Origin of the sequence: Paenibacillus sp. RC67 (assembly GCF_030020805.1) — a bacterium.
Classification (GTDB): Bacteria; Bacillota; Bacilli; order Paenibacillales; family NBRC-103111; genus Paenibacillus_S.
In genome coordinates this window covers 6583770-6604422 of the sequence record NZ_CP125098.1, presented here as the reverse complement: position 1 = coordinate 6604422, position 20653 = coordinate 6583770, and the positions used below count along the sequence as shown (strand labels likewise).

Below are 20653 nucleotides of genomic sequence, written 5' to 3'. Positions count from 1 at the left end.
CTTTCTTTAACCTTTCCTCTATCACATTGAAGTTCATTTCTCATCGCAAGGAAGCTCGCTTCAGCAGGCTTATCATATATTGGTCCGTTCTTTCTCTCATCATTTCGTCCGTTAGCCCAGTTACACCGAATGCAATCCAGCCCGGGTCTACGTCAGGAGGACCGAATAAGGTATCCATCAGCGCAAGCAGATCCCAATAAGGATCGTAATGAAACCTTTCCCCAGCGTGAAGGATGTAGGCGGACAAGAAGGCATCAGCAGCCGGGATACCGTGTAATAGCGCCAAGTCGCGCCGGCAGTGCCCGAGATCTACACCTGCCGGTCCGCGGCAGCCGTTCGCCCAATCGACAATTCCGCTGATATGCTCGCCAGCCCATAGCACATTGCCGGGATGATAGTCCCTATGGATGAAGCAGGGCTTCGCTTCAGGAGCAGGCCCTTGGATGATACGGATGGCAGCGTCCCAGAGATCGGGGACACTTGACCAAGTGGGTTTTTCCGGGGATGTCGTATTCATGTAGGGCGAGTAGTGCCAGGGGAAGCCCTCCGCATCCACGGAATGAATGGCTGCCAATGTCTTGGCCAGCTCATTCACCCAAGCGTCAAGCTCAGGCGGCTCCAGCTGTACGGCGCCTTCAAGCCGTGTCATCAGAACAGCGGGGATTCCGCACTCGCTGCCGTTTACATCGTAAGCAATGAGCCGCGGAGCTGGAAGTCCTGCTCTTTCAACCCACTTGAGACATTCTGCTTCATGATGGGCTGCATCGGGCTCTTCGAGCAGCCATTCAGTATTATCGAATTGGCGCAGCACAACCTCCTGTTTCGTTCTATCAACTTCAACCGTCAATTGAAGAACAAGGGAGGAAGTGCCGCCAAGAAGACGGCGAACGGATTGAACGGCTGCGTGGGGGTTTATGGAAGCGGCAGCCCATTGTAAACTGCGCTCAGATAAAACGTAATCAGACATGAGGCAGTCCCTCCTTGAACTATGTACTTATTTTAAAGATATATTCATTGTAGCATATCCGTTCGCTCCTATCTTAGCATCAACAGAACGGCACCAAGAAAACGTATTGACAAACAGGAAAATGTATCCTATTGTATTTAGTGTACTAGATGTATTAATACACATGATTTTGTTGTGATTCAAAAAAGGGGTGCATAACCATTGCCAATACATATCGATGAGCGCAGCACGACCCCTATATGGGAACAGATCGTTCAGCAAATTAAGGAACTCATCCTGAAAAAGGTGCTCAGACCTAACGATAAGCTGATGTCTGTTCGTGAGCTTGCTTCTTTCCTGCTGATTAACCCTAATACGGTTAGCAAGGCGTATCAAGAGCTGGAACGACAGCACATTATTGAAACCCGAAGGGGAAAAGGAACATACGTGACGGAAGCTTTGTCCTCCGTCCAAGGGAATGAACAGAAGATCAAGGAAATCAGGGAGTCCTTAAAGCTGCTTGTCATGGAATCATCCTATATCGGTGTCAGCCGTGACACGCTGGTTGAATGGATCGATGGCTATTTGAATGAATGGGGAGGCGAAGACGATGTTAACCGTTCGCAATCTAAGTAAGCAAATCGATGGCAAACCGATTATTAGTGGAATTCATTTTGAAATCCATAAAGGAACGATTACGGGGTTGGTTGGTCGAAACGGCGTAGGGAAATCGACTTTGTTAAGACTGCTTGCCGGTATTTTGGACCCGGACGATGGAGAAGTGCTGCTGGAGGGAGTGAATCTGACGGCCCATCCGCGAGTGAAGCAATCGATGTACTATGTTCCTGATTCCATGAGCATGTTCAACAGCTACAATATCAAGGAACTGGTCCGCTTGCACCGCCATATGTACGATTCGTTCGACGAGCAGGCTTTTTACGGATGGTTGGATCGGTTCCAGTTACCGTCTAACGGAACGATACGCAGTTTTTCCAAAGGGATGAAAGCTTTACTGTTCATGATCGTTGCCTTATCCACACGGGCGAAGCTGGTTTTGCTGGACGAGCCGACGAACGGCTTGGATGTTATCGTTAAGAAGCAGATTATGCAGCTGCTTATAGAGGAAGTGTCTGAACGGGAGACAGCTCTATTGATATCCTCCCATCATTTGCAGGAGCTGGAGAAGGTAGCCGACGTTATTATGATGATGAACGATACGGAGATCGAATCCATCATCCGTATCGAGGAGCTGCAGGAGTCGTTCAAAAAAGTACAAATCGCTTTTGCTGACGCTTCGTATAATCCGCTTCATACCTTGCCCAATGTTGAAGTATTGACGCAGGTCGGGCGAGTAGCGACGCTGCTTTTAAAGAACGATATGGCACGAACGATGAAGGTATTGGAGAATAGCCAACCGCTGCTGCTTGAGGAGCTCCCGGTCACCATCGAGGATTTATTCATTACCAAGCTGGGAGGGAATCGACATGCTTCATAAAGGATTATGGTTTCAAAATTATAAACAAACCAAATACGTACTGTGGTGTTTTTGGCTCGTAGCTGTTATGAGCGGGGTTCAATTTTATAATCATGCGGTCAGTGTATCAGAGCGAGTTCGATCTTATATGGAACTTACAAAGAAAGACTATCCATTTCAATACAATTTCACTATTGATTTGCAAACAGTTTCCGCGCTGCAGCTTCTTCTTTGCATCGTGCTAGCGGCTTTTTTGTCGGCTTTGGCCGAACGAATCAGACTCTGGAGCTTGCCTACGCGATGCCCGTGAAGAGAGAGCACATTTATTTGTCCAAATGGTTGCTGGGGTTGGTTCACATCTTCGGAGCCACAACCGCTGGACTGGTTATACAGCTGGCGGTGGTCCATTCGACCATTTTGAGCAACAGCTTTTTGCCGGATAGTCTTATATGGATGTACTATTTGCACCAGCTCTTTATTCTTTGTGCTGTATTCAGCTTTTCCTTATGGATTGGACTTATTGGAGGGAGTGTTTTCTCGCAGGTTGTCCTCGGCCTTATGATCCCGATCATTCCTTACGGAATCTACGGATGTATCAAGGATTTCCTTTCCATGCATTATTTTGCTCTTGGCATTACGGACCTGAGAGATGTATGGTTTTTCAGTCGGGAGACTAGCCTGTGGATCGAGCAACTTTCGTTCCCAATCAAGCTGTATCATATTAGAGCAATGTTCTCGCTAGCGGAGTTTCCGATGGGAAACACGGAAGAATATTTTGAACAGTTACGCCTCCTATACTTTGGAGTCCAGTCGTTTATCGTTCCTGTACTTGTTACAGCAGGAAGTGTATGGGGAATGGCACGGATGGCGAGGAAATCGAGAAACGAAAACAACGGCAAACCTCTATTAAATGGTCGTTTCCGTCCGTATTTGATGGCTGGCGTTATCGTATGCGCCTTCCTTTTGGGAGGAACTCTTTTAGAGAGCATGCTGGGTGAGCATTATTATGGAAAGGGGGGTCAGTATACACGGATGTACGTAGAGAATTTAGCTATTTTCTATGCTTCAGGTGTCGTTTCGGTAGCTATTGTATATGGAATCGTTCGTAAATGGCTTGGGGGCAGGGTTCTGTTGGGCAAAAACCGGACCAGTGCAGGTTAAATAACTTAGTTTCTCAACAGACAGGACCCGCTTGGGTCCTTTTTCTCGTATAGCTTAGAAGGAAGTTTCGTCAATACGGGACCTATTTGGTTTCAAATACGCATCTTGCTGGAGCATGCCCGAACTAATCATCCACTCGAATCCTTGTTCTACGATACCTATCAAATATTCAGCGGCCTTAGGGTCTGAGTCATATAATGCACGTAAAGATACGGCAAGATGCTCAATCCGAGTACCTACGTTATTTTCGATATAGGGTTCAACCTCATTGTCCTCTATCATTTGAAATTCATTTTGCAGCTTGTTGATGATTTCCAACTGAAGCGTCCTCGTTTTACCTGACTCAAGGTTGCTTAAATAATCAGGAGAGACTCCTAGCTCTCTGGCAAAATCCATAATGTCCACGCCCCGCTGCTGTCTCATTGTTTTGATATACAATCCAATCTCGTTCATCTACTTACCGCTCCTTAGACTAAGAATATATCTCCAGTATGGCCCGGTACATAGGCTTGTAATCGTCAGCCGAGCTGGGAGCGGGGGAAAAGGGATGTACAAAAGAATAATATTATTTATTGACCTTACCGTTACGTTAAGCTTTATGATGAATGCGAACCGGTTCAATCAACTTAACGGAGGAAACGATATGCCAAACCATAATACGATTTATAAGCAAGAAGCTGACAAGTATCACTCAATGATTTCTAAACAACAACCACTCCTTCCAAAAGTGGAAGAGCTGATCAACTTGGAAGGCCTCGACATTCTAGATCTAGGGGCAGGATCAGGGAGGTTTACGCTTGAACTGGCATCCAAAGCCATATCGATAGTTGCCTTGGATAATTCTGAAGCTATGTTGAACGTAGCCGCTAATCGTTTGAAGCAGGCGGGTTGGAATCATTGGAGAACCATCACTGCGGACCATAGGTCGCTTCCGCTAGACGATCATTGTGTGGATTTAATTATTGCAGGCTGGACCATTTGTTATCTCACTAATGCCGATGTTCCCGATGCGCTGGACAATTTGAGGCATATCATGGAGGAGATGAAGCGCGTGCTTCGCCCTAATGGCACTATTCTCATTTTTGAGACGATGGGTACGGGGGAAGAACAACCCAATCCGCCGGAGTTTTTGAAAGATTACTACGCAGCTCTAGTGCAGGATTATGGATTTAACCACAAATGGATCCGCACAGATTACACATTTGAAACTATTGAACAAGCGGAACAGCTAACGAGGTTTTTCTTTGGGGAAGCTATGGCCGAGCGGGTGGTTGAACATAATTGGACTCATTTGCCGGAGTGTGCGGGAATGTGGTGGCTACAAGTGTAAAAAACTCAAGTAAACAAAACAGGTCAACCAGTCAAACGCTGGCTGACCTATTAATACGATGGGCAGTAATTTTGTCTTAACTTGGGTCAACAACCTACTTATCTCGGCTGTCCGGAATAATAAATGAAACGGTTGTTCCTTCATTGGGCTGGCTGATAATAAACAAGCCTTGACCGTACAATTGTATTAATCGTCGATTTGTATTATTGAGTCCAATTCCGCCGGTTCCTTTCATGGTTGGGCTCAATAATTGAATAACCTTCTCTTGCTCCATACCCTTGCCGTTATCTTTCACTTCAATAAGTGTAGAGCTGTCCTGGCGAGTAATCCGAATGTGAAGCGTACCGCCTTTGCTTTGACTAAGGAGGCCATGCTTAAGAGCATTTTCGATCAGCGGCTGAATAGAAAGCGGAGGGAGGAGCAGGCTGATGTTGGGTTCAACATCCCATATGATAGAGAGTCTCTCTCCAAACCTCTCTTGCTCAATATATAAATAGGACTTAACAAGCTCTAACTCATGGGAAAGCTTGACCAGCTCCCCCGTATTGAGAAAGTTAAAGCTGATCCGTAAAAAGGAGGCAAAGGCATCTCCCAACTGACGCATTTTTTCCGTATCGATATCGCTTAGCGACATTATGGAGTTAAGCGTGTTGAACAGAAAATGAGGGTGAATTTGTGCCTGCAGATAGGCGGCCTCCATACGTAAACGTTCATTAATGGACTGCTTCAGCGCGGTTAATGCCCTGATTCGGTATTTTAATTCCAGAGCGTCAACAGGCTTGGTAACGTAATCGTTGGCTCCCGAAGAGAATCCCGTGTAGATATCAGCAGGCTGACTACGTGCAGTAAGCAGTAAAACCGGAAGCTCTGACACGGAGTAATGCTCCCTGACTCTCTGCGTCAATTCGTAGCCGGACATGTGTGGCATCATGACATCAGCAATTAGCAGATCCCATTGTTGTGTACCTAACAAATCCAGTACCTCATGGGCTGAATTTGCTGTTGTAATGGTATATGGCTCCGTCGAAAGGATGCCAACAAGCACATTTAGGTTAACGGGGTCGTCATCAACTGCAAGAATTTTCATCTTCGTATCATTCAAAAGCGGCGAAATCAGTACAGGAGTCGCTAATTCACCGATTGCAGCGTCTGGAAACAGTAATCCAGCCGTTCCCTCATAAACTCTCTCTTTTACTGTTAGGGAATGAAGAGGGTCATGTGACGATGGGAGGTTCGACGCGCTCGCTAATGGCAGATCAAAGCTGAATACGGAGCCTTTACCAAGTTCGGAGCTAACGGTCAATGCACCGCCATGTAATTCAACCAACTGCTTGCTAATGCTTAACCCAAGTCCGATTCCTCGCCCATCACTAATGCCATAAGATCCTTGTTCATAAGGGAGAAATACTCGCTCCTGTGTTTCCTCATTCATGCCCACTCCAGTGTCGGAAACATGGATGATGGCATGTCCGTCCCGAATTTCGGCTGAAACGGTGATGGTTCCTTCTTCTGTGTATTTAAGCGCGTTATGCACTAAGTTATACAAAACCTGAACGAGTCTTTTCTCATCAGCCATTACTGGCGGCATCGATTCCACAATATTCATATTCAATTGGATAGGCTTGCCCTCAATCATAAATTTAAGCATGGCGATTACAGCAGGTACGATCGATTGAACCTGTAAGGGCTCTAGCTGCAGCACGATACGATGCTCCTGGAGACGAGCGACATCGAGAAGATCGCCAAGCATATGCGACATGCGGCGGCTTATCGTTATAAGCAGTTCCATATCTTTAAGGCTGCTCTCATTCAGCTTCTCTTGCTCTTTGGTTACAACGGTCTGAGCGATATTCATAATACCATGCAGCGGTGTTCTCAGTTCGTGCGACGTATTGGCGAGAAATTGGTCTTTTAGCTTGTCGGCTTTTTTTAGCTGCTCGTATAGAAGCGCGTTTTCTCTGGCATTATGGAAATACTTCCTAAACCAGTAGGCAGAAAAACCAATAATGGCTGCAAGGATATCTATTGGATAGTAAACGATAGTGTAAGAGCTCCATAAACTCCAGACAATACTAGACATAATGCCTGCCGCAGACAGTATCAGGAAGACGCCGTCGTTGTCGGCGTGCTTCCTGAAGACCATGGTTCCTATGATATAAACAAACCATACAAGGGGTAATAAATAGAAAAAAGAAAATATGCCTAGTCCAAACGATCCATTCACCCATGGAGCCGATGCAGCAAGCAAAAATCCGGAATAAGAAATGAGCGCTCCGGTGAATACTCGCAACCATAGGCTCTTCGGAGGAGCCGAAGAGAATTTTCTGTAAAGAAGAAAAATAAAAAAGGAATGCCAAAGCAGGGCGAGCAGTCTAATTTTCAGCCCCCATGTATAGTTGACCGGCAACCACAGCAAGATCAGGTTATCATGACCGGTCCCGATCGAAACTCCTGCAGTCAATGTTACCGCACAGACAAGGAGCAAAATCCGTTCATGGGGATTAAACCAGTAGAGGATAGATGCATACGAACCGTGAAGCAGTAAAACAACAAGCGTAACCAGCTGAAACCCGATGGAATACCAACGCAAGTAGTCCATTGCTGCTTGATTTCCAAAGCGAATGGATTGCAGGATACCGCCGTTGTAAGGGTCGTCGAAGTTGGCTACTCGAATGAGCAGTTCGATCTCTGTAGCACCTTCCACAGAGTAGGACCCTGTATAAGAGAAATTTTTGGGCGTGTACTCCTCAGCATTCTTGGCAGGTTTTCCGAAAGAGCCCTCAACGTGCCCATTGATTTCCACTTCGGATGAGGCTTGTATTCCTCGAAACCAAAAAGAGACAGGCTCCTTCAGCGGATCGACTAGAATGCGTAGATGATACGTTCCGTACCCATACGAGGAGTTCGATTCATTAGACAGCGCGCTGCTCCAATCTCCTGGAACCTGAATAGTACGGAATTGGTCTTCAGTCCATTGTACATCCTGATGAGAAACTAATTTGGCGGGGGAAAATTGCCATTGACCATCCAAGGAGATCAAAGAAGAATGATTCAGATCCCGACCGCGCATGTCGAGTACACCATTGACTATTGGAGGATGCTTCGCTATAGGGAAAACTTCGAGCCAAGCCCATCGTAAACCCTGAAGAACACCGAGAAATAATATAATTATGACTATATACTTAAGGGCACTTTTATTTTTTATTCGCATCATACGAAGGGATTCGACATAAATTGCGCTTTTTCCTTTATTTAGTCTATCTCTCTTCTAATTTCTCCAGTTGTGTAATACTAAACGGTATACATCCATATTTTATTATGATAGTCTACCTTAAACGTTTATGACTACTGTGAGGAGGGACACGACAATGATTAGTCTAGGTACATTAATTGCTTTTGGAATTGTATCACTGGGGATGGTCTGTTCTCCCGGCCCCAATATGATTTACCTGATCTCTCGTTCCATTGCGCAAGGGCGTAAGGCTGGCATTATATCTTTGCTGGGAGTTGTCCTCGGATTTGGCGTTTATCTCATTGCATCTATGATGGGACTGATCGCCATATTCAATACCGTTCCGGTAATCTATACGGCAATGAAGTGGGCGGGAGCGGCATATTTGTTTTGGCTCGCATGGAAGATGATTAAGCCTGGCTCTGCGTCCATACTGGAACCGGTTGCTCTCCCAATAGAGAAGCCCAAAAGACTGTTTCTGATGGGCTTCATAACCAATTTGCTTAATCCAAAAATCGCGGTATTGTATATTTCGCTTTTACCTCAGTTTCAGAATCCTGAAAAAGGCTCGTTACTTGCACAAAGCGCGATTCTCGGCTTAACGCAAATTTTAATCAGTTTTACAGTGAACCTCCTTATTGTTCTTACTGCAAGCCAGATTGCCAGTTGGTTTGGTAAGCGCCCGACATGGCTTAAGGCACAGCGCTGGATCATGTCCGGTGTACTCGCAGGACTTGCCGTTAAACTGGCTGTTCAGCGAAGATAAATGACGTGTTTTTATTACGATCTCACAGGCAACAGAGTGGAGTGAAATAACAGGCTCAAAAGCCTAGCTCTTCAGCTCGGTTTCCGAACCTGTTATTTTACAGATGAGATCCGCCACTTGCATCAATCAATTGACTGGTTACCCAACGACTGTCCGATGAGGCAAGGAAGGCAGCAATATCCGCCACATCTTCAGGCTCACCCCACCTGTTAAAGGTTGAAAGACCAGCGGCAAATTTCTGTCCGTCTGGATCCTGCAGCGTCTCGGTATTCATCTCTGTATTAATAAAGCCTGGTAGGATCGCGTTCACTGTAATATTACGACTCCCAAGCTGCTGAGCCAAAACTTTCGTAAGAGTATTAATCGCACCCTTCGATATGCTGTAGGCAAATACATTAGGCAAGGCCATTTGTGTAACGAACGATGAGATATTAATAATACGGCCTTCATCTTTCAGACGAGGTAAAGCTTGCTGAGTTACAAACAGCGGTGCTTTGACATTAATGTTCATGACTTCATCAAAAGATTCTTCCGTGGTCTCTTCAATCGTTACAACTTGTCCGATTCCAGCGTTATTCACAAGAATATCAAACCGGTTATCGCCTGTACGATTCTGAAGGGCTTCATCTAATGTTGCATATAATTCACGTATACCATCAAGCGTATTGAAGTCAGCACCAATCGTAAATGCCGAGCCTCCGCTTTGTTGAATCTTCTGAACGACTTCCTCTGCTTCATTTTGCCTTTTTCCATAATGCACTGCGACTAGTGCGCCCTCCCGTGCTAGACGTAACGCAATACCACGACCGATTCCCCGGCTTGCACCGGTTACTAGAGCTATTTTACCTTTCAGATTACTCATGCCCTCATCTCCTTGTTTGGAATTCATGTTTAGTTATATCACAAGGTCATGTTTGAAATGTTGCTCTCACATTCGGGATGAAGGTTGTCCAGTTTGCTTATCCGAATACATAAAAGCTTCCATCGCGCAAATAGCGGGTTTAGCCACTTATATTGGAATTAGTAATTCCTTGGTTCAGATGTCATTAATTCAAATAAGTACAAGCGTATTGCTTTTATTATTAACTGCTATCTTTTAATACAGAAAATTTGGGTTTATGTTCTTAGCAAGAGAATTATACGGACGAAAAGTATTGAAACCACTCAATATTGTATTCGGTATACTATAAATATTGATTATGTGTGCAATTGAAGCATACAGAGTATCTATGTATGTACACGGCTGCACACAGTATTTTGCATCCTATCATATTCTTTCTTATAACATTACTTCTTATTGTTGTTTTGCTCAGTGGAAGTCACCTTTCCTTGAACGGATTTCATGTAAAGATCCCCGTATATCGGGGATTTTTCACTATATAGTGCATATTTTATGGCAATGCGTTTTAAACAAAATTAGGAAAATATAAAAAATCACAAAATGTTCACTTATGAGAAAATTTTAGTTTAGCTATACTTACAAAGAAAAAAGATATGAAGGGATGAAATGAATTGCCTACAACTAAAAAAGAAGGTATTTATTTTGGATTGATGATGTGCTTTGGGATGGTTATAGTTATGACTTTCTATAACTTATTTATCAATGATTTGTTTAGCGTTTTAACGCTCAAGAAAGGAATTATTCAGTTTATAATTACGCTCTTTATTGCAGTCACAATAGAGTTGCTTGTCGTTAGTCCTATAGCCAATAAGATTGTTTCTAAACTACCGTTTGATAAGACTAAGAAACCTTTAGTTATCATAGCTATGTCAACATGCATGGTGCTAGGAATGGTGTTTTTTATGTCGGTTTATGGTCTAGTAACAACGTATTTAAATCATGGATTAACGACGGAATCCTATCTTAAAAGTTACCTTTTAATCTTTGCTAGAAATTTTGTATTTGCATTTCCTTTACAATTGATTATCATGGGTCCAATAGTTCGTTTGTTATTTACGAAGATTGTTAGAGGAAATAAATCCCTTAAATCAGCTTAATAAAAAGAATTAAAAGAGCTTTATTTAGCTATCGGGATGAACATTATATTTAACGAGCAGGCTCCGTGGTAGCCTGCTCTTGTTTCATGATCAGATAAGATAGCGGCAGGCTCGAATTTACCAAATTTCCACTCGTGTTATCTTAATCCTGCCTTTAAGCAACGGGTTCGGTCTTTGGTTCAGCTTTTTTCGCATGGGTTGATAGAACCCCACTTGATATAAATACAAGCAGCGAGCACGCCAGGCAGATACCCGTAAAAATACCTATAGCATAATAACCATTAAACACAGAATAAAGCATGCCAGCCATCCAAGCTCCTAACGTTGTTGCGGCATTCATGGTTGATGTGGCCAGACTTGAAATGGTTCCGCGGATAGTCGGATTTAAACTGTTCAGAAGCCCAACCATAAGCGGGAATAGAATGCCGAGGATAGCAAAAATCAAAAAGTAAGCCCCTTTGACTACAAAAACCGACGAAACATAAGGTAATAAGATATATGCTGCAATAATAATGAGCATTCCCACCGTCATAGTCCTGAACTGATTTAGCGCCTTTATCACGTAAGGACTGCATAGACTGCCGAGCAAATTGCCAAGTCCCAAAAAGATAATCACATATCCTGCTTCAGCAATCGAAAGGTGAAAACGGTCCGCCATCCATTTCCCGAGAAAAGCAAAGGCGGCGCTGCTCCCTAAATGTACAAAGAAGTAGGCGAGAAAGGTGCCTCGCGCTTTACCGCTTGTTAACAGAGGAACGTATCTTTTTAATATAGACGGTTTAATGTCTTGCAGCTGGTGAGGTTTCATGCTGGGCACCGCGAAAAAGGCTACAACCGCCAGCAGCAGAGAAAATATACCGATGGCCCAGAATGGATGCGACCAATTGCTTGCAGCCAGCAAGCTTCCGATCGGCACGCCGAGTGCTTGAGAGACAGCGAGCCCTGCATAGGCTACACCCAGCGCTTTGCTGATTTTGGCTGGGGGAAACAGGGTAGGAATGGCTGCCCACACTTGCGGCGCTGTAAATGCAGCGCTTACTCCCGCCAAAAAACGGAACAAGCACATGGGCCAAAAATCAACGGCGAAGCCGCACAAGCATGTTGAAATCGCGAAGCAAGTAAGGCCGACCAGCATCACTTTTTTTCGATCCCACCCATCGGACAAGGGTCCGGCGATTAGGGCAAATACCGCTGAGCCCAAAGTGTAGGCCCCCATCATCCATCCGGCCATTTCGGTAGAGACACCGAACCTACTTTGCAGTGTCGGAATCAGCGGAGAGATAAGAAACGTATCCGTACCGATAACGAACATGATTAGAAAAAATAACATGATAATTTTGCTCATTTTCTTCACCATTTTCTTTTTTATATTTGATCTTGAACCCTATTCTAGAGGATAATGGTGACAATAGTTGTCGTGAATTTTAAAATAATTGGAGCCATGTCATGTCTAAATCGAAACGTTTGTTGGAACTGATGATGACGGTCAACCGAAAACGGAAGTTTACGGTCAAAGAGCTTGCCCAGGAGTTTGGCGTATCTACAAGAACGATGCTAAGGGACTTGCAGGAGCTAAGCGAGCTGGGTGTCCCGCTTTATTCCGAGGTAGGTCCTCACGGTGGTTATCAGGTGCTAAAGGAAAGAATTTTGCCACCTATCGCATTTTCTGAAGAAGAGGCTGTTGCCATGTTTTTTGCGGTGCATGCACTTCGTCATTATTCCTCTCTACCTTTCGAAGAAGAGTCTGCTTCCGCATTAGACAAGTTTTATTTGCACATGTCTGGGGACATTCGAGATCGTATTGATCAAATGAAAAATCGGGTGGACTTCGTGACGCCGACGAGACAGCAGGACTCCCCTTATCTGTCGATCCTGCTCGAAGCAGCTGTTCATCAAAAAGTGCTACGCATCGAATACGGCTCGAAGGGGAGTGAGGCGGGAAGAACAATACAACCGATTGGAATTTATTCAAATAACGGCTTATGGTTTTGTCCTGCTTATTGCTCTCTTCGTAAAGATTTTCGTATATTCCGTTGTGATCGAATTCATTCGGCGGTATATGATACTAACGGTATAGAGCCTATGGATCTGCGGCATGTACATCTTGGCAATAAGGAGTCGTTTTTTCAAACGGAGAAGGAATCGGCCCAGCTTTATGCGGAGCTGAGTCCAAAAAAAGGCGTTCAAATGTGCGAGGCAGTATTATGGTTGGGTTCCCACTTGCATATCCGGGAGGAGGGTACCGGGTGGCTGGAAGGCACAATTCCTCAGAACGACCTTGCTTTTTATGCGAGATTTTTCATAGGATTGGGCAACGAGGTAACCGTGAAGCAACCTACGGAGCTGATAGGTTATATGAAGCAGCTGTTCGCAGAGATTATGGCCAAATATGATTAGTTGCCATCTAACATACTGGACGAATAATAAAATTCTGAAATTAAAGGTTGTGATATCATGCTAACGCCAGTAACGCTTCGGGGGCGTCTAGTCTGCCTAGAGCCCATGACCATTGCCCGCATCGATGATCTCTGCTCCGCGGCCTCGGAAGATAGGTCAACTTACACTTATACAAATGTGCCAAATGGACCGGAGGATACAGAACGTTATATAGACGGCGCTCTAATGTCCTTTGCGAAAGGCCGTGCATTGCCATTTGTAGTTCGTCACATCGAAACAGGTCGTATTGTCGGAGCCACGCGATTTCTTGATCTTGAAGTTTTCTCGTGGCCACCTCCATGGCCGCCAGGCGTTGCCAGTGGCCCTTCACCTTCAGATGCGGCCCCACCAACAGTGGCTGAAATAGGGAGTACTTGGTATGCACCCTCAGTTCAGCGTACAGGTGTCAATACAGAGTGTAAGCTTCTGATGCTTACCCATGCGTTTGAAACTTGGCATACGACTAGAGTCACCTTAAAGACGGATGCTCGCAACATGCGTTCACGCACTGCCATCCAACGCCTTGGCGCTGCTTTTGAAGGCATCCGTAGGGCACATGTCCCTGCTAGTGATGGGGGGATAAGGGATACAGCGTATTATTCGATTCTGGCCGCAGAATGGCCTGAGGTGCGGAACAATCTCCTAGAGCGTCTTCAAAGAAGTCGAGGATAGCTATGTGTAAAAGAGGTGATCACGCGTGTGGCAAATAGTCCTGACCTTAGTTTTTATAATTGAACACTGGTACTATTTTGTAGCCATAACGTTAATTATTACTTCTCTGGTCTCGTTTAATAGAATAAGAAAGAAAAAAAGATTGAAAATCCATAGAAGGTATCGAGAAACGGGTGTCCTTGATACTAAGGCTAACCAAGGAGAAAAGCATTAAAATTCAGTGAAAGAAGATTCGGCGGGTATTCGTCAGAGTCTTTTTTTGTGCAACAAAAGGCTTTCATTTACTTGAAGAAAACGAACGTTTTGACATATTCGCCGCCTTCTATTCTTCCGATATGATAAGCTAGTCTGACTGTATCCCGTCATTTTTGGCGATCGTCGGCTAACAGATGAGCTGATCTTTTATTTTTGTGAAAATGAACTTTTGACCGTAGTTATTACTCATATAGGGGAGAGAGGTGAAGGCATGAATGTAGTTCGATTAGTGAAAAAAGCGAAAAGAGGGAATAAAGATGCATTACTTCATTTAATTATGTCTGAAAAAGATGTTTATTATAGGCTTGCTTTCACCTATATGGGCAATACGCATGATGCTATGGATGCGATGGAGGAAATGATTGTAAGGCTTTATGAAAAAATCGATCAGCTGAAAAAAGAAGAAGCTTTTTACAGCTGGAGTAAAACCATTCTGGTGAATAGTTGTAAAAGCTTGCTGCAAAAGCGAAAAAAGCTGGTTTTACTAGATGATTGGGATACGGCTAATGAACGGGAAATAGGTCATGATTTGATTAATGATCCTTATATTAGGAGTGATCAACAAATAGATATCCAAGCTTTATTAATACACATAAATGAGGATCAAAAAGAAGCGATCCAGTTAAAATATTTTCATGATCTTGATTACCAAACTATAGCGGATATGACAAAGGTATCGATTGGAACCGTGAAATCAAGGATCTTTCAGGGATTGAAAAGGCTAAGAGAATATTATAGGGGGGATGTTGATGAATAACGTAGAGAAACGATTAGAGGAAGAGAAGCATCGTATGGAGTCCATCACAGCACCAGAAGAATTAGAAATGAGATTACGAAGTGCGTTAAATACGGCTGCTCCAAGAAGAACGAAACGAATAACACCGAGTTGGAAGATCGCAGCAGTCATCTTATTGGGTGTAGTTATATTCGGAAATAATTATAATGCTTTAGCCTATTATGGCAAGCAGCTCCTTGGATTCGATGAATTAATTCATGGTACTTTAAAACAACTAAATGATGAAGGTATGGGACAAATCGTTGAAAAAAAGACTAAGCTAGAAGACGGAACAGATCTCATCATTAACGGAATTCTGTCGGATGCCAATCAACTAGTTATGTACTACACACTAACCAATCCCAATGGGCTTGAGGACCCTATGAGCGGCTATTTTAGTCCTACAAGAATAAGCGGTTTTTTAACGAATTCCAATATAAGAAGCGGCTCGTCAGTTATCAATGAAAATCATACGGAGATTAAAGGAATGCAGACTTTTGATAGCGTTAGTCCTTTTTCGAAAGAACTAACGCTACACTTCGGGCAATCTCTTCAGAATGGTCAAAGAAGAGAAGGAACTATATCCTTTCCTTATGATCCCAATAAAGCCATGCAAACTCAGATTAAACAGTCGATCAATAAGACGTTTAAAGTCGACAAAGGCACGATAACATTCAATTCGATAACAGCCACACCAACCTTGACATTAATCAATGGGACGGTACATGTTGAGAACTTTAGTAGAGTAAATTTCCCGTTAGGCGGAATAGAATTAAGGGCTAATGGAACTCCTGTAGCAATACAGGGAAGTGGCAGTCAATCTTCACTTGCTGGCATGAAATTTGACATTCGTTATGAGTCATTGCCAAAACAGCTGCATTCACTAGAATTAGTCATGAAAGAGTTTGTTGGATATCAAATACTAGATGCAAAATTGTCACTAGCTTCCTTTGGTGATGAGCCGCTGACTCTTGATAGTAAAGAATTAAGGATTAAGAATGTATCAAAGACTTCACAAGGAGTTGAAATTACGATCGCTACAGATGATGATGTCATGCTGGATGGAGTTTCTGTAGAAGCGCAAAACGAAATAACGCCTTTAAAAACAACAGTAAATCAAAATAATAAACAGCAAACCAATGGCAGAATAATGAAGGAACGCACCTTATTATTTGATACAACAATGGAGCCAGAATATCTTCTAATAAAAGGTATGCACTACATGAAAGCATATAATAAGGTGATTGAGATACCCGTTGATTAGTAAGGTGAAATGGGTATTAATTTGTAGCTGAGTTGGCCCTACAACATCTTCAGAATGAAACTCTGTTTACTATTGACAGGTAATAATTTCGAGAGTAACATTCAAATGTAAATTAAATGTCCTCGTTAGGTGAGGCTCCTATACAAATACAGGCCACTGCCCGGAAACATCGAAAGATGCCAATGGGTAGAACAGGGATTGCCGGATTAAGGCTTTTCATAAGGTGGCTAAGGGAAGGTTAATTCTCTTTACGTTGTATAGTGCTAAAACTCGACTAGGGGGAGCGAATGTATTTAGTGCGCATTCTTAAGCCCTCTAGACCTTCTAGTGGGTTTTTTATTTTATTGAAAAAATCGTAATGTTTACATTTACTGAAACTAATGATCAAAAGATTATTGAGTATGGTTAAGGAGATAGTCTATGGATACTTCATACCGGAATAAGGTTCTCATTGTGGAGGACGATGAAAATATTAGACGCTTTGTAGCGATTAATTTGGACAGAAATGGATTTAGAGTGACGGAAGCGGGTTTAGGAGGGGAGGCTTTGACGAGTCTCGGTGCCAATCGACCTGATGTGGTTGTATTGGATATTATGCTTCCTGATATGGATGGCTTCGAATTTTGCAGAAAGCTCAGAGAAATTGATTCGGACATTGTGATTGTCTTTTTGACAGCGCGTGGGCAGGATTTGGACAAGATTAAAGGGCTGGAGCTCGGTGCTGATGATTACATTGTCAAACCCTTTAACCCACTAGAGCTCGTGGCAAGAATAAGAACGGTATTACGCCGTACCCGGAAATGGGAGGGGCATGAGAGAAAAGTACTTCAGTCGGGTTCGATCCTTCTTGACCTTGTTTCTAATAAGCTATTTAAACAGGATTGTTTAATTGAAGTTACCCCCAAGGAATATCAAATGGCTAAAGTATTCTTGGAAAATCCGGATAGAGCCTTATCCCGGCATGAGCTTTTGAACCTGATTTGGGGTGAGGATTATGTGGGCGATACCAAAACCGTGGATGTCCACGTTCGCAAACTAAGAGAAAAGCTAGAGGACGACTGCTCTCAACCAAAGTTGATTGAAACTGTTTGGGGACTTGGCTACCGTTGGCGAAAGGACGGTTGAATCATTGGGTATTCAAAAAAGATTAGTAGGAAGCTACCTCATTGTTATTTTCATTACAGTATGCATTCTGGAAATTTTTCTAATGGTTTCCGTGAAATATTATTATTATAACAACATTGAACGCATTCTGATGAATCAAGCAGATTTATCCGCTTCATTTTTTCAACAATATTTTGCTGAGGAAGATTTACAGGAACAATCCGAACGATTACTGAAAGGATTTGCTCAAAATTCCGCGGCACAGGTACAGATAATAAGTTCTTCTGGACAACTTCTTCAAGACTCTACGGGTCAAACCTTAGGTAAGAATATGATCGCTTATCAAGATGTGCAGGAGGCGCGCGGCGGGAACATCGGAGTATGGAGGGGAGAAGAATTATCCACACATGAGGATATTCTGGCGGTATCTTATCCATTACGAGCTAAGGATGTTACCGTAGGAGTCGTTAGGTTCGTGACTTCTCTAACCGAAACCATGGAAACCATTAACCGCATTTATGCTCTCTTTATTACAGTAGGCCTCGCGGTTGTTGCGATAGTGACCGTTCTCGGCATCTTCCTGTCCAGAACTATTACTAGCTCCATTACGGAGCTTAAGCTGGCTGCAGAAAGAATGGCGGAAGGTGATTTTTCCGTAACAGCCAAGAAAAGATATCAAGATGAGCTGGGATCTTTAGCTGATACGTTCAATACGATGGCAGCCAAGATACGGCTCAACGAACAGCTCAAAAATGAGTTTATTTCATCGGTCTCTCATGAGCTTCGCACTCCGTTAACATCGATTAAAGGCTGGGTCGTAACCCTAATATCGAGTAGGGAGCACAGCAGCAATCTTCTGTTAAAAGACGGTCTTGAAATCATCGAAACGGAAACAGACCGGCTAACTGATATGGTGGATGAATTACTTGATTTTTCGAAATTGGATAACGAACGAATGACTTTAAGCTGTTCCCCGCTGTCTATTGCAGAATTCATTCATCATATTGGTAAGCAGTTGGCACCAAGAGCTGCTCGACAGAGTATAACGCTGAGGGTGGATGCTGACGATACGCTCCCTGTTATACAAGCGGACGAGAATAGGCTAAAGCAGGTGCTCATTAACCTTTTAGATAACGCACTTAAATTTACGGATCCCAACGGCAGCATTAAGCTTTACGCACACTCGGATGACAACCACGTTGTAATTACTGTAGAGGATACAGGCTGGGGAATTGCAGAGGAGGATATGGCTCAAGTCCTTAAAAAAATTTTACCAGGGAAACAATCATGTCGCAGGAAGTGGTCTCGGATTATCGATATCAGAGCAAATTGTAAAGCTGCATGGAGGGCATTTACTAATAAAAAGTCAAGAAGGATTGGGAACGACAGTCAAGATCTTCCTTCCAAAGTAGGTACGGAATCAATTTTAACTTTTTCATAACCTTTTATTTACCAAAAAAATATAAAATCAATTTTAATAGTCGAGGAGTAGGAGGACAAATGTTAAAAAGGCTGATTTCGACAGGGCTCATGTTGACGACGATAGTATGGCTTGGCGGTTGCGGAATGCCTGCGTCACCCATCGATTTAATAAAACCTCCGGTCTCCGAAGAAACCGTCCAAAAGGATAAATGGACTACAACCCTTCGAACCTTACTGCCTGATGGAGCCCGATTGTTAGCTTCAGTTCATGGTAAAGAAGGTCATAGCGTTGCATTCGGAGATGTAGACGGAGATGGCATCAATGAGGCTATAGTTGTATACGAAGAGGATGTCCTCAACAAAAGAAAGCTCAAAGCTGCACTGTTGAAGCAATATAAAGAGGAATGGCGGATCATTTGGGATACATTGGGATTCGGCTACGGTCTAGATAGTGTGGGGTTTGCTGATGTGAATAAGGACGGGCGTCCGGAGCTTGTTTTGGGATGGTCCTTAGGTGCGGGAGGAAATGGGCTCGATATTTATGAATGGAACAACAATACATTAGAACTAGCTGCAAAAAAAGGGTACCACGGGCATCTCGATTTGAATAATATTCCTTAATACATTCATGAAAGTAGGATTAGATTTGAGAAAAGCACAACCCAATTACTACATGTTATTCTTGGCTTTTATACTGCTTATAGGCTTTGGCGCAGTGGCTGTTGCAACCAGCGAATACCCGATAAACTCATTGGACGTACATCTGGCTGCTTTCGTGCAAAGCTTCGAAAACCCCAGCTTAACCGTAGTCATGAAAATGTTCACTGCCATAGGTTCAACCAAAGGTTGTGTAGTCATTATCTTACTGGCCATGATTTTTTTATACTTCGTACTGGGGCATCGTATGGAGCTCATTTTTTTTAGCGGGGTTGTGGGTGGATCGGCTGTTATAAATCAGATAATGAAAGGGGGCTTCCAGCGGGAGCGTCCGAGTGTTTATCGTCTGATAGAGGAGTCTGGGTACAGCTTTCCCAGCGGCCATGCAATGGGAGCCTTTGCATTGTATGGGGCTTTGGTTTTTCTCTTGTGGAGGCATGTATCTACAAAGCAAAGACGAAGTCTTCTGATAGTGTCGAGCGTCCTTATGATTGGGATGATCTGTATAAGCCGTATCTATCTTGGCGTGCACCACCCCAGTGACATCATAGCGGCATTGATGGTCAGCGGAGCCTGGTTGACCCTGATGATTTGGCTGTTCCAACGATTTATGGAATACCGAGAGCTAAGATCCTCTTCGAAATCAGAAGCCATGTGAACGAGAATAAGAACCGGATACCTCTAGTTTAAGGTATTCCATCCAATCCAAGAGTCTGCTATAGGGCAGTCTCTTTTTTGTTATTAAAAGGAAGCGAGTGATTTTAACCTTTTCATAACCTTTTATTTTCCTTATGAATATAAAATAGAGGACAGAAGTGGAGCAAGAGGAGGAACGTTCACTAATGAACTCCTTGTATAATGAGCCCAATGCATCGGTTATCGAATCTCTTAAATGGCTATTGTCGCAAAAAAATAGAGAACAGTTCAAAACGGTTCTATTGAGCCTGCATGCTGCAGACCGGGCGGCTTTCTTTTTGGCGTTGGATGAAAGGTCATCGTCAAACGGTTCTCCAGTTTTTACAACCCGATGAATTTGCAGAAATCTTTCAGGTCTTGGGTCTGGAAGATCGAAAGCTTGTTGTGACGGGGCTAGATAATAACTATGTTTCGGAAATAGAAAGAGGTTCTGAATGGCTTACGCTTCTCAACGGAAGATAAAAG

At 43.5% G+C, this 20653-nt stretch carries 21 protein-coding genes and 1 riboswitch; of the genes, 16 read left to right on the top strand and 5 right to left on the bottom strand.

The features are described 5' to 3' along the window. Window positions 1-40: 40 nt before the first annotated feature. A complete protein-coding gene (locus QMA13_RS29925) occupies window positions 41-967 on the bottom strand; it encodes a phosphotransferase family protein (RefSeq protein ID WP_282937297.1) in 927 nt (308 codons plus the stop codon). A gap of 201 nt (window positions 968-1168) precedes the next feature. Between QMA13_RS29925 and QMA13_RS29920 the strand changes: the two genes are divergently transcribed. From QMA13_RS29920 to QMA13_RS29905, 4 genes are read left to right on the top strand one after another with little or no spacing between them, the layout of a single operon-like run. Then, window positions 1169-1582: a GntR family transcriptional regulator gene (locus tag QMA13_RS29920; RefSeq protein ID WP_282937296.1), complete on the top strand. Its 414-nt coding sequence runs from the start codon at window positions 1169-1171 to the stop codon at window positions 1580-1582. After that, window positions 1557-2441 carry an ABC transporter ATP-binding protein gene (locus QMA13_RS29915; protein WP_282937295.1) on the top strand — a complete coding sequence of 295 codons (885 nt, stop codon included), beginning with the start codon at window positions 1557-1559 and terminating at the stop codon, window positions 2439-2441. Before QMA13_RS29920 ends, QMA13_RS29915 begins: the two co-directional genes overlap by 26 nt. Then, window positions 2431-2730 (top strand): hypothetical protein, encoded by a 300-nt coding sequence (locus QMA13_RS29910; protein ID WP_282937294.1) that lies wholly within the window; start codon window positions 2431-2433, stop codon window positions 2728-2730. The genes QMA13_RS29915 and QMA13_RS29910 overlap by 11 nt, the downstream gene beginning before the upstream one ends. Next, window positions 2721-3581 (top strand): hypothetical protein, encoded by an 861-nt coding sequence (locus QMA13_RS29905; protein WP_282937293.1) that lies wholly within the window; start codon window positions 2721-2723, stop codon window positions 3579-3581. The genes QMA13_RS29910 and QMA13_RS29905 overlap by 10 nt, the downstream gene beginning before the upstream one ends. A 54-nt stretch (window positions 3582-3635) precedes the next feature. On the opposite strand, the gene QMA13_RS29900 is transcribed toward QMA13_RS29905, so the two are convergent. Then, window positions 3636-4034 (bottom strand): helix-turn-helix domain-containing protein, encoded by a 399-nt coding sequence (locus tag QMA13_RS29900; protein ID WP_282937292.1) that lies wholly within the window; start codon window positions 4032-4034, stop codon window positions 3636-3638. A gap of 94 nt (window positions 4035-4128) precedes the next feature. Here QMA13_RS29900 and QMA13_RS29895 point away from each other — a divergent pair, with 94 nt between their 5' ends. Next, window positions 4129-4911 (top strand): class I SAM-dependent methyltransferase, encoded by a 783-nt coding sequence (locus tag QMA13_RS29895; protein ID WP_349254180.1) that lies wholly within the window; start codon window positions 4129-4131, stop codon window positions 4909-4911. Between the two features lie 94 nt (window positions 4912-5005). On the opposite strand, the gene QMA13_RS29890 is transcribed toward QMA13_RS29895, so the two are convergent. Next, window positions 5006-7981, bottom strand: a complete 2976-nt coding sequence (locus QMA13_RS29890; protein ID WP_282937291.1) for an ATP-binding protein — start codon at window positions 7979-7981, stop codon at window positions 5006-5008. A gap of 298 nt (window positions 7982-8279) precedes the next feature. Between QMA13_RS29890 and QMA13_RS29885 the strand changes: the two genes are divergently transcribed. After that, on the top strand, window positions 8280-8909 hold the full coding sequence (locus tag QMA13_RS29885) for a LysE family translocator (RefSeq protein ID WP_282937290.1): 630 nt from the start codon (window positions 8280-8282) through the stop codon (window positions 8907-8909). A gap of 97 nt (window positions 8910-9006) precedes the next feature. Here QMA13_RS29885 and QMA13_RS29880 read toward each other — a convergent pair whose 3' ends face one another. Continuing rightward, the gene (locus tag QMA13_RS29880; RefSeq protein WP_282937289.1) at window positions 9007-9771 is read right to left on the bottom strand and encodes an SDR family oxidoreductase; all 765 of its coding nucleotides are present in this window, start codon (window positions 9769-9771) and stop codon (window positions 9007-9009) included. 650 nt (window positions 9772-10421) lie between these two features. Between QMA13_RS29880 and QMA13_RS29875 the strand changes: the two genes are divergently transcribed. After that, on the top strand, window positions 10422-10907 hold the full coding sequence (locus tag QMA13_RS29875; protein WP_282937288.1) for a DUF2798 domain-containing protein: 486 nt from the start codon (window positions 10422-10424) through the stop codon (window positions 10905-10907). Window positions 10908-11061: 154 nt separating this feature from the next. Here the strand turns inward: QMA13_RS29875 and QMA13_RS29870 are convergent, their stop codons facing one another. Next, window positions 11062-12252, bottom strand: a complete 1191-nt coding sequence (locus tag QMA13_RS29870) for an MFS transporter (protein ID WP_282937287.1) — start codon at window positions 12250-12252, stop codon at window positions 11062-11064. Window positions 12253-12353: 101 nt separating this feature from the next. Between QMA13_RS29870 and QMA13_RS29865 the strand changes: the two genes are divergently transcribed. From QMA13_RS29865 to QMA13_RS29820, 9 genes are all read left to right on the top strand, one after another. Continuing rightward, window positions 12354-13304, top strand: coding sequence for a helix-turn-helix transcriptional regulator (locus QMA13_RS29865; RefSeq protein WP_282937286.1), 951 nt, complete (start codon window positions 12354-12356; stop codon window positions 13302-13304). A 57-nt stretch (window positions 13305-13361) separates the two neighbouring features. Continuing rightward, a complete protein-coding gene (locus QMA13_RS29860; protein WP_282937285.1) occupies window positions 13362-14015 on the top strand; it encodes a GNAT family N-acetyltransferase in 654 nt (217 codons plus the stop codon). 466 nt (window positions 14016-14481) lie between these two features. Continuing rightward, window positions 14482-15027: a sigma-70 family RNA polymerase sigma factor gene (locus QMA13_RS29855; RefSeq protein WP_282943639.1), complete on the top strand. Its 546-nt coding sequence runs from the start codon at window positions 14482-14484 to the stop codon at window positions 15025-15027. Continuing rightward, the gene (locus QMA13_RS29850; RefSeq protein ID WP_282937284.1) at window positions 15020-16309 is read left to right on the top strand and encodes a DUF4179 domain-containing protein; all 1290 of its coding nucleotides are present in this window, start codon (window positions 15020-15022) and stop codon (window positions 16307-16309) included. Before QMA13_RS29855 ends, QMA13_RS29850 begins: the two co-directional genes overlap by 8 nt. Window positions 16310-16423: 114 nt before the next feature. Further along, window positions 16424-16598: riboswitch (M-box (ykoK) riboswitch) on the top strand. 131 nt (window positions 16599-16729) lie between these two features. Beyond that, window positions 16730-17434 (top strand): response regulator transcription factor, encoded by a 705-nt coding sequence (locus QMA13_RS29845; RefSeq protein ID WP_282937283.1) that lies wholly within the window; start codon window positions 16730-16732, stop codon window positions 17432-17434. Next, window positions 17388-18854, top strand: a complete 1467-nt coding sequence (locus tag QMA13_RS36475; protein WP_481858051.1) for a sensor histidine kinase — start codon at window positions 17388-17390, stop codon at window positions 18852-18854. The genes QMA13_RS29845 and QMA13_RS36475 overlap by 47 nt, the downstream gene beginning before the upstream one ends. Window positions 18855-18913: 59 nt before the next feature. Then, window positions 18914-19456: an FG-GAP repeat domain-containing protein gene (locus tag QMA13_RS29830; protein WP_282937282.1), complete on the top strand. Its 543-nt coding sequence runs from the start codon at window positions 18914-18916 to the stop codon at window positions 19454-19456. 7 nt (window positions 19457-19463) lie between these two features. Beyond that, window positions 19464-20150 (top strand): phosphatase PAP2 family protein, encoded by a 687-nt coding sequence (locus tag QMA13_RS29825; protein ID WP_282937281.1) that lies wholly within the window; start codon window positions 19464-19466, stop codon window positions 20148-20150. 184 nt (window positions 20151-20334) lie between these two features. Next, window positions 20335-20523 carry a hypothetical protein gene (locus QMA13_RS29820; protein WP_282937280.1) on the top strand — a complete coding sequence of 63 codons (189 nt, stop codon included), beginning with the start codon at window positions 20335-20337 and terminating at the stop codon, window positions 20521-20523. The last annotated feature ends 130 nt before the right edge of the window (window positions 20524-20653 follow it).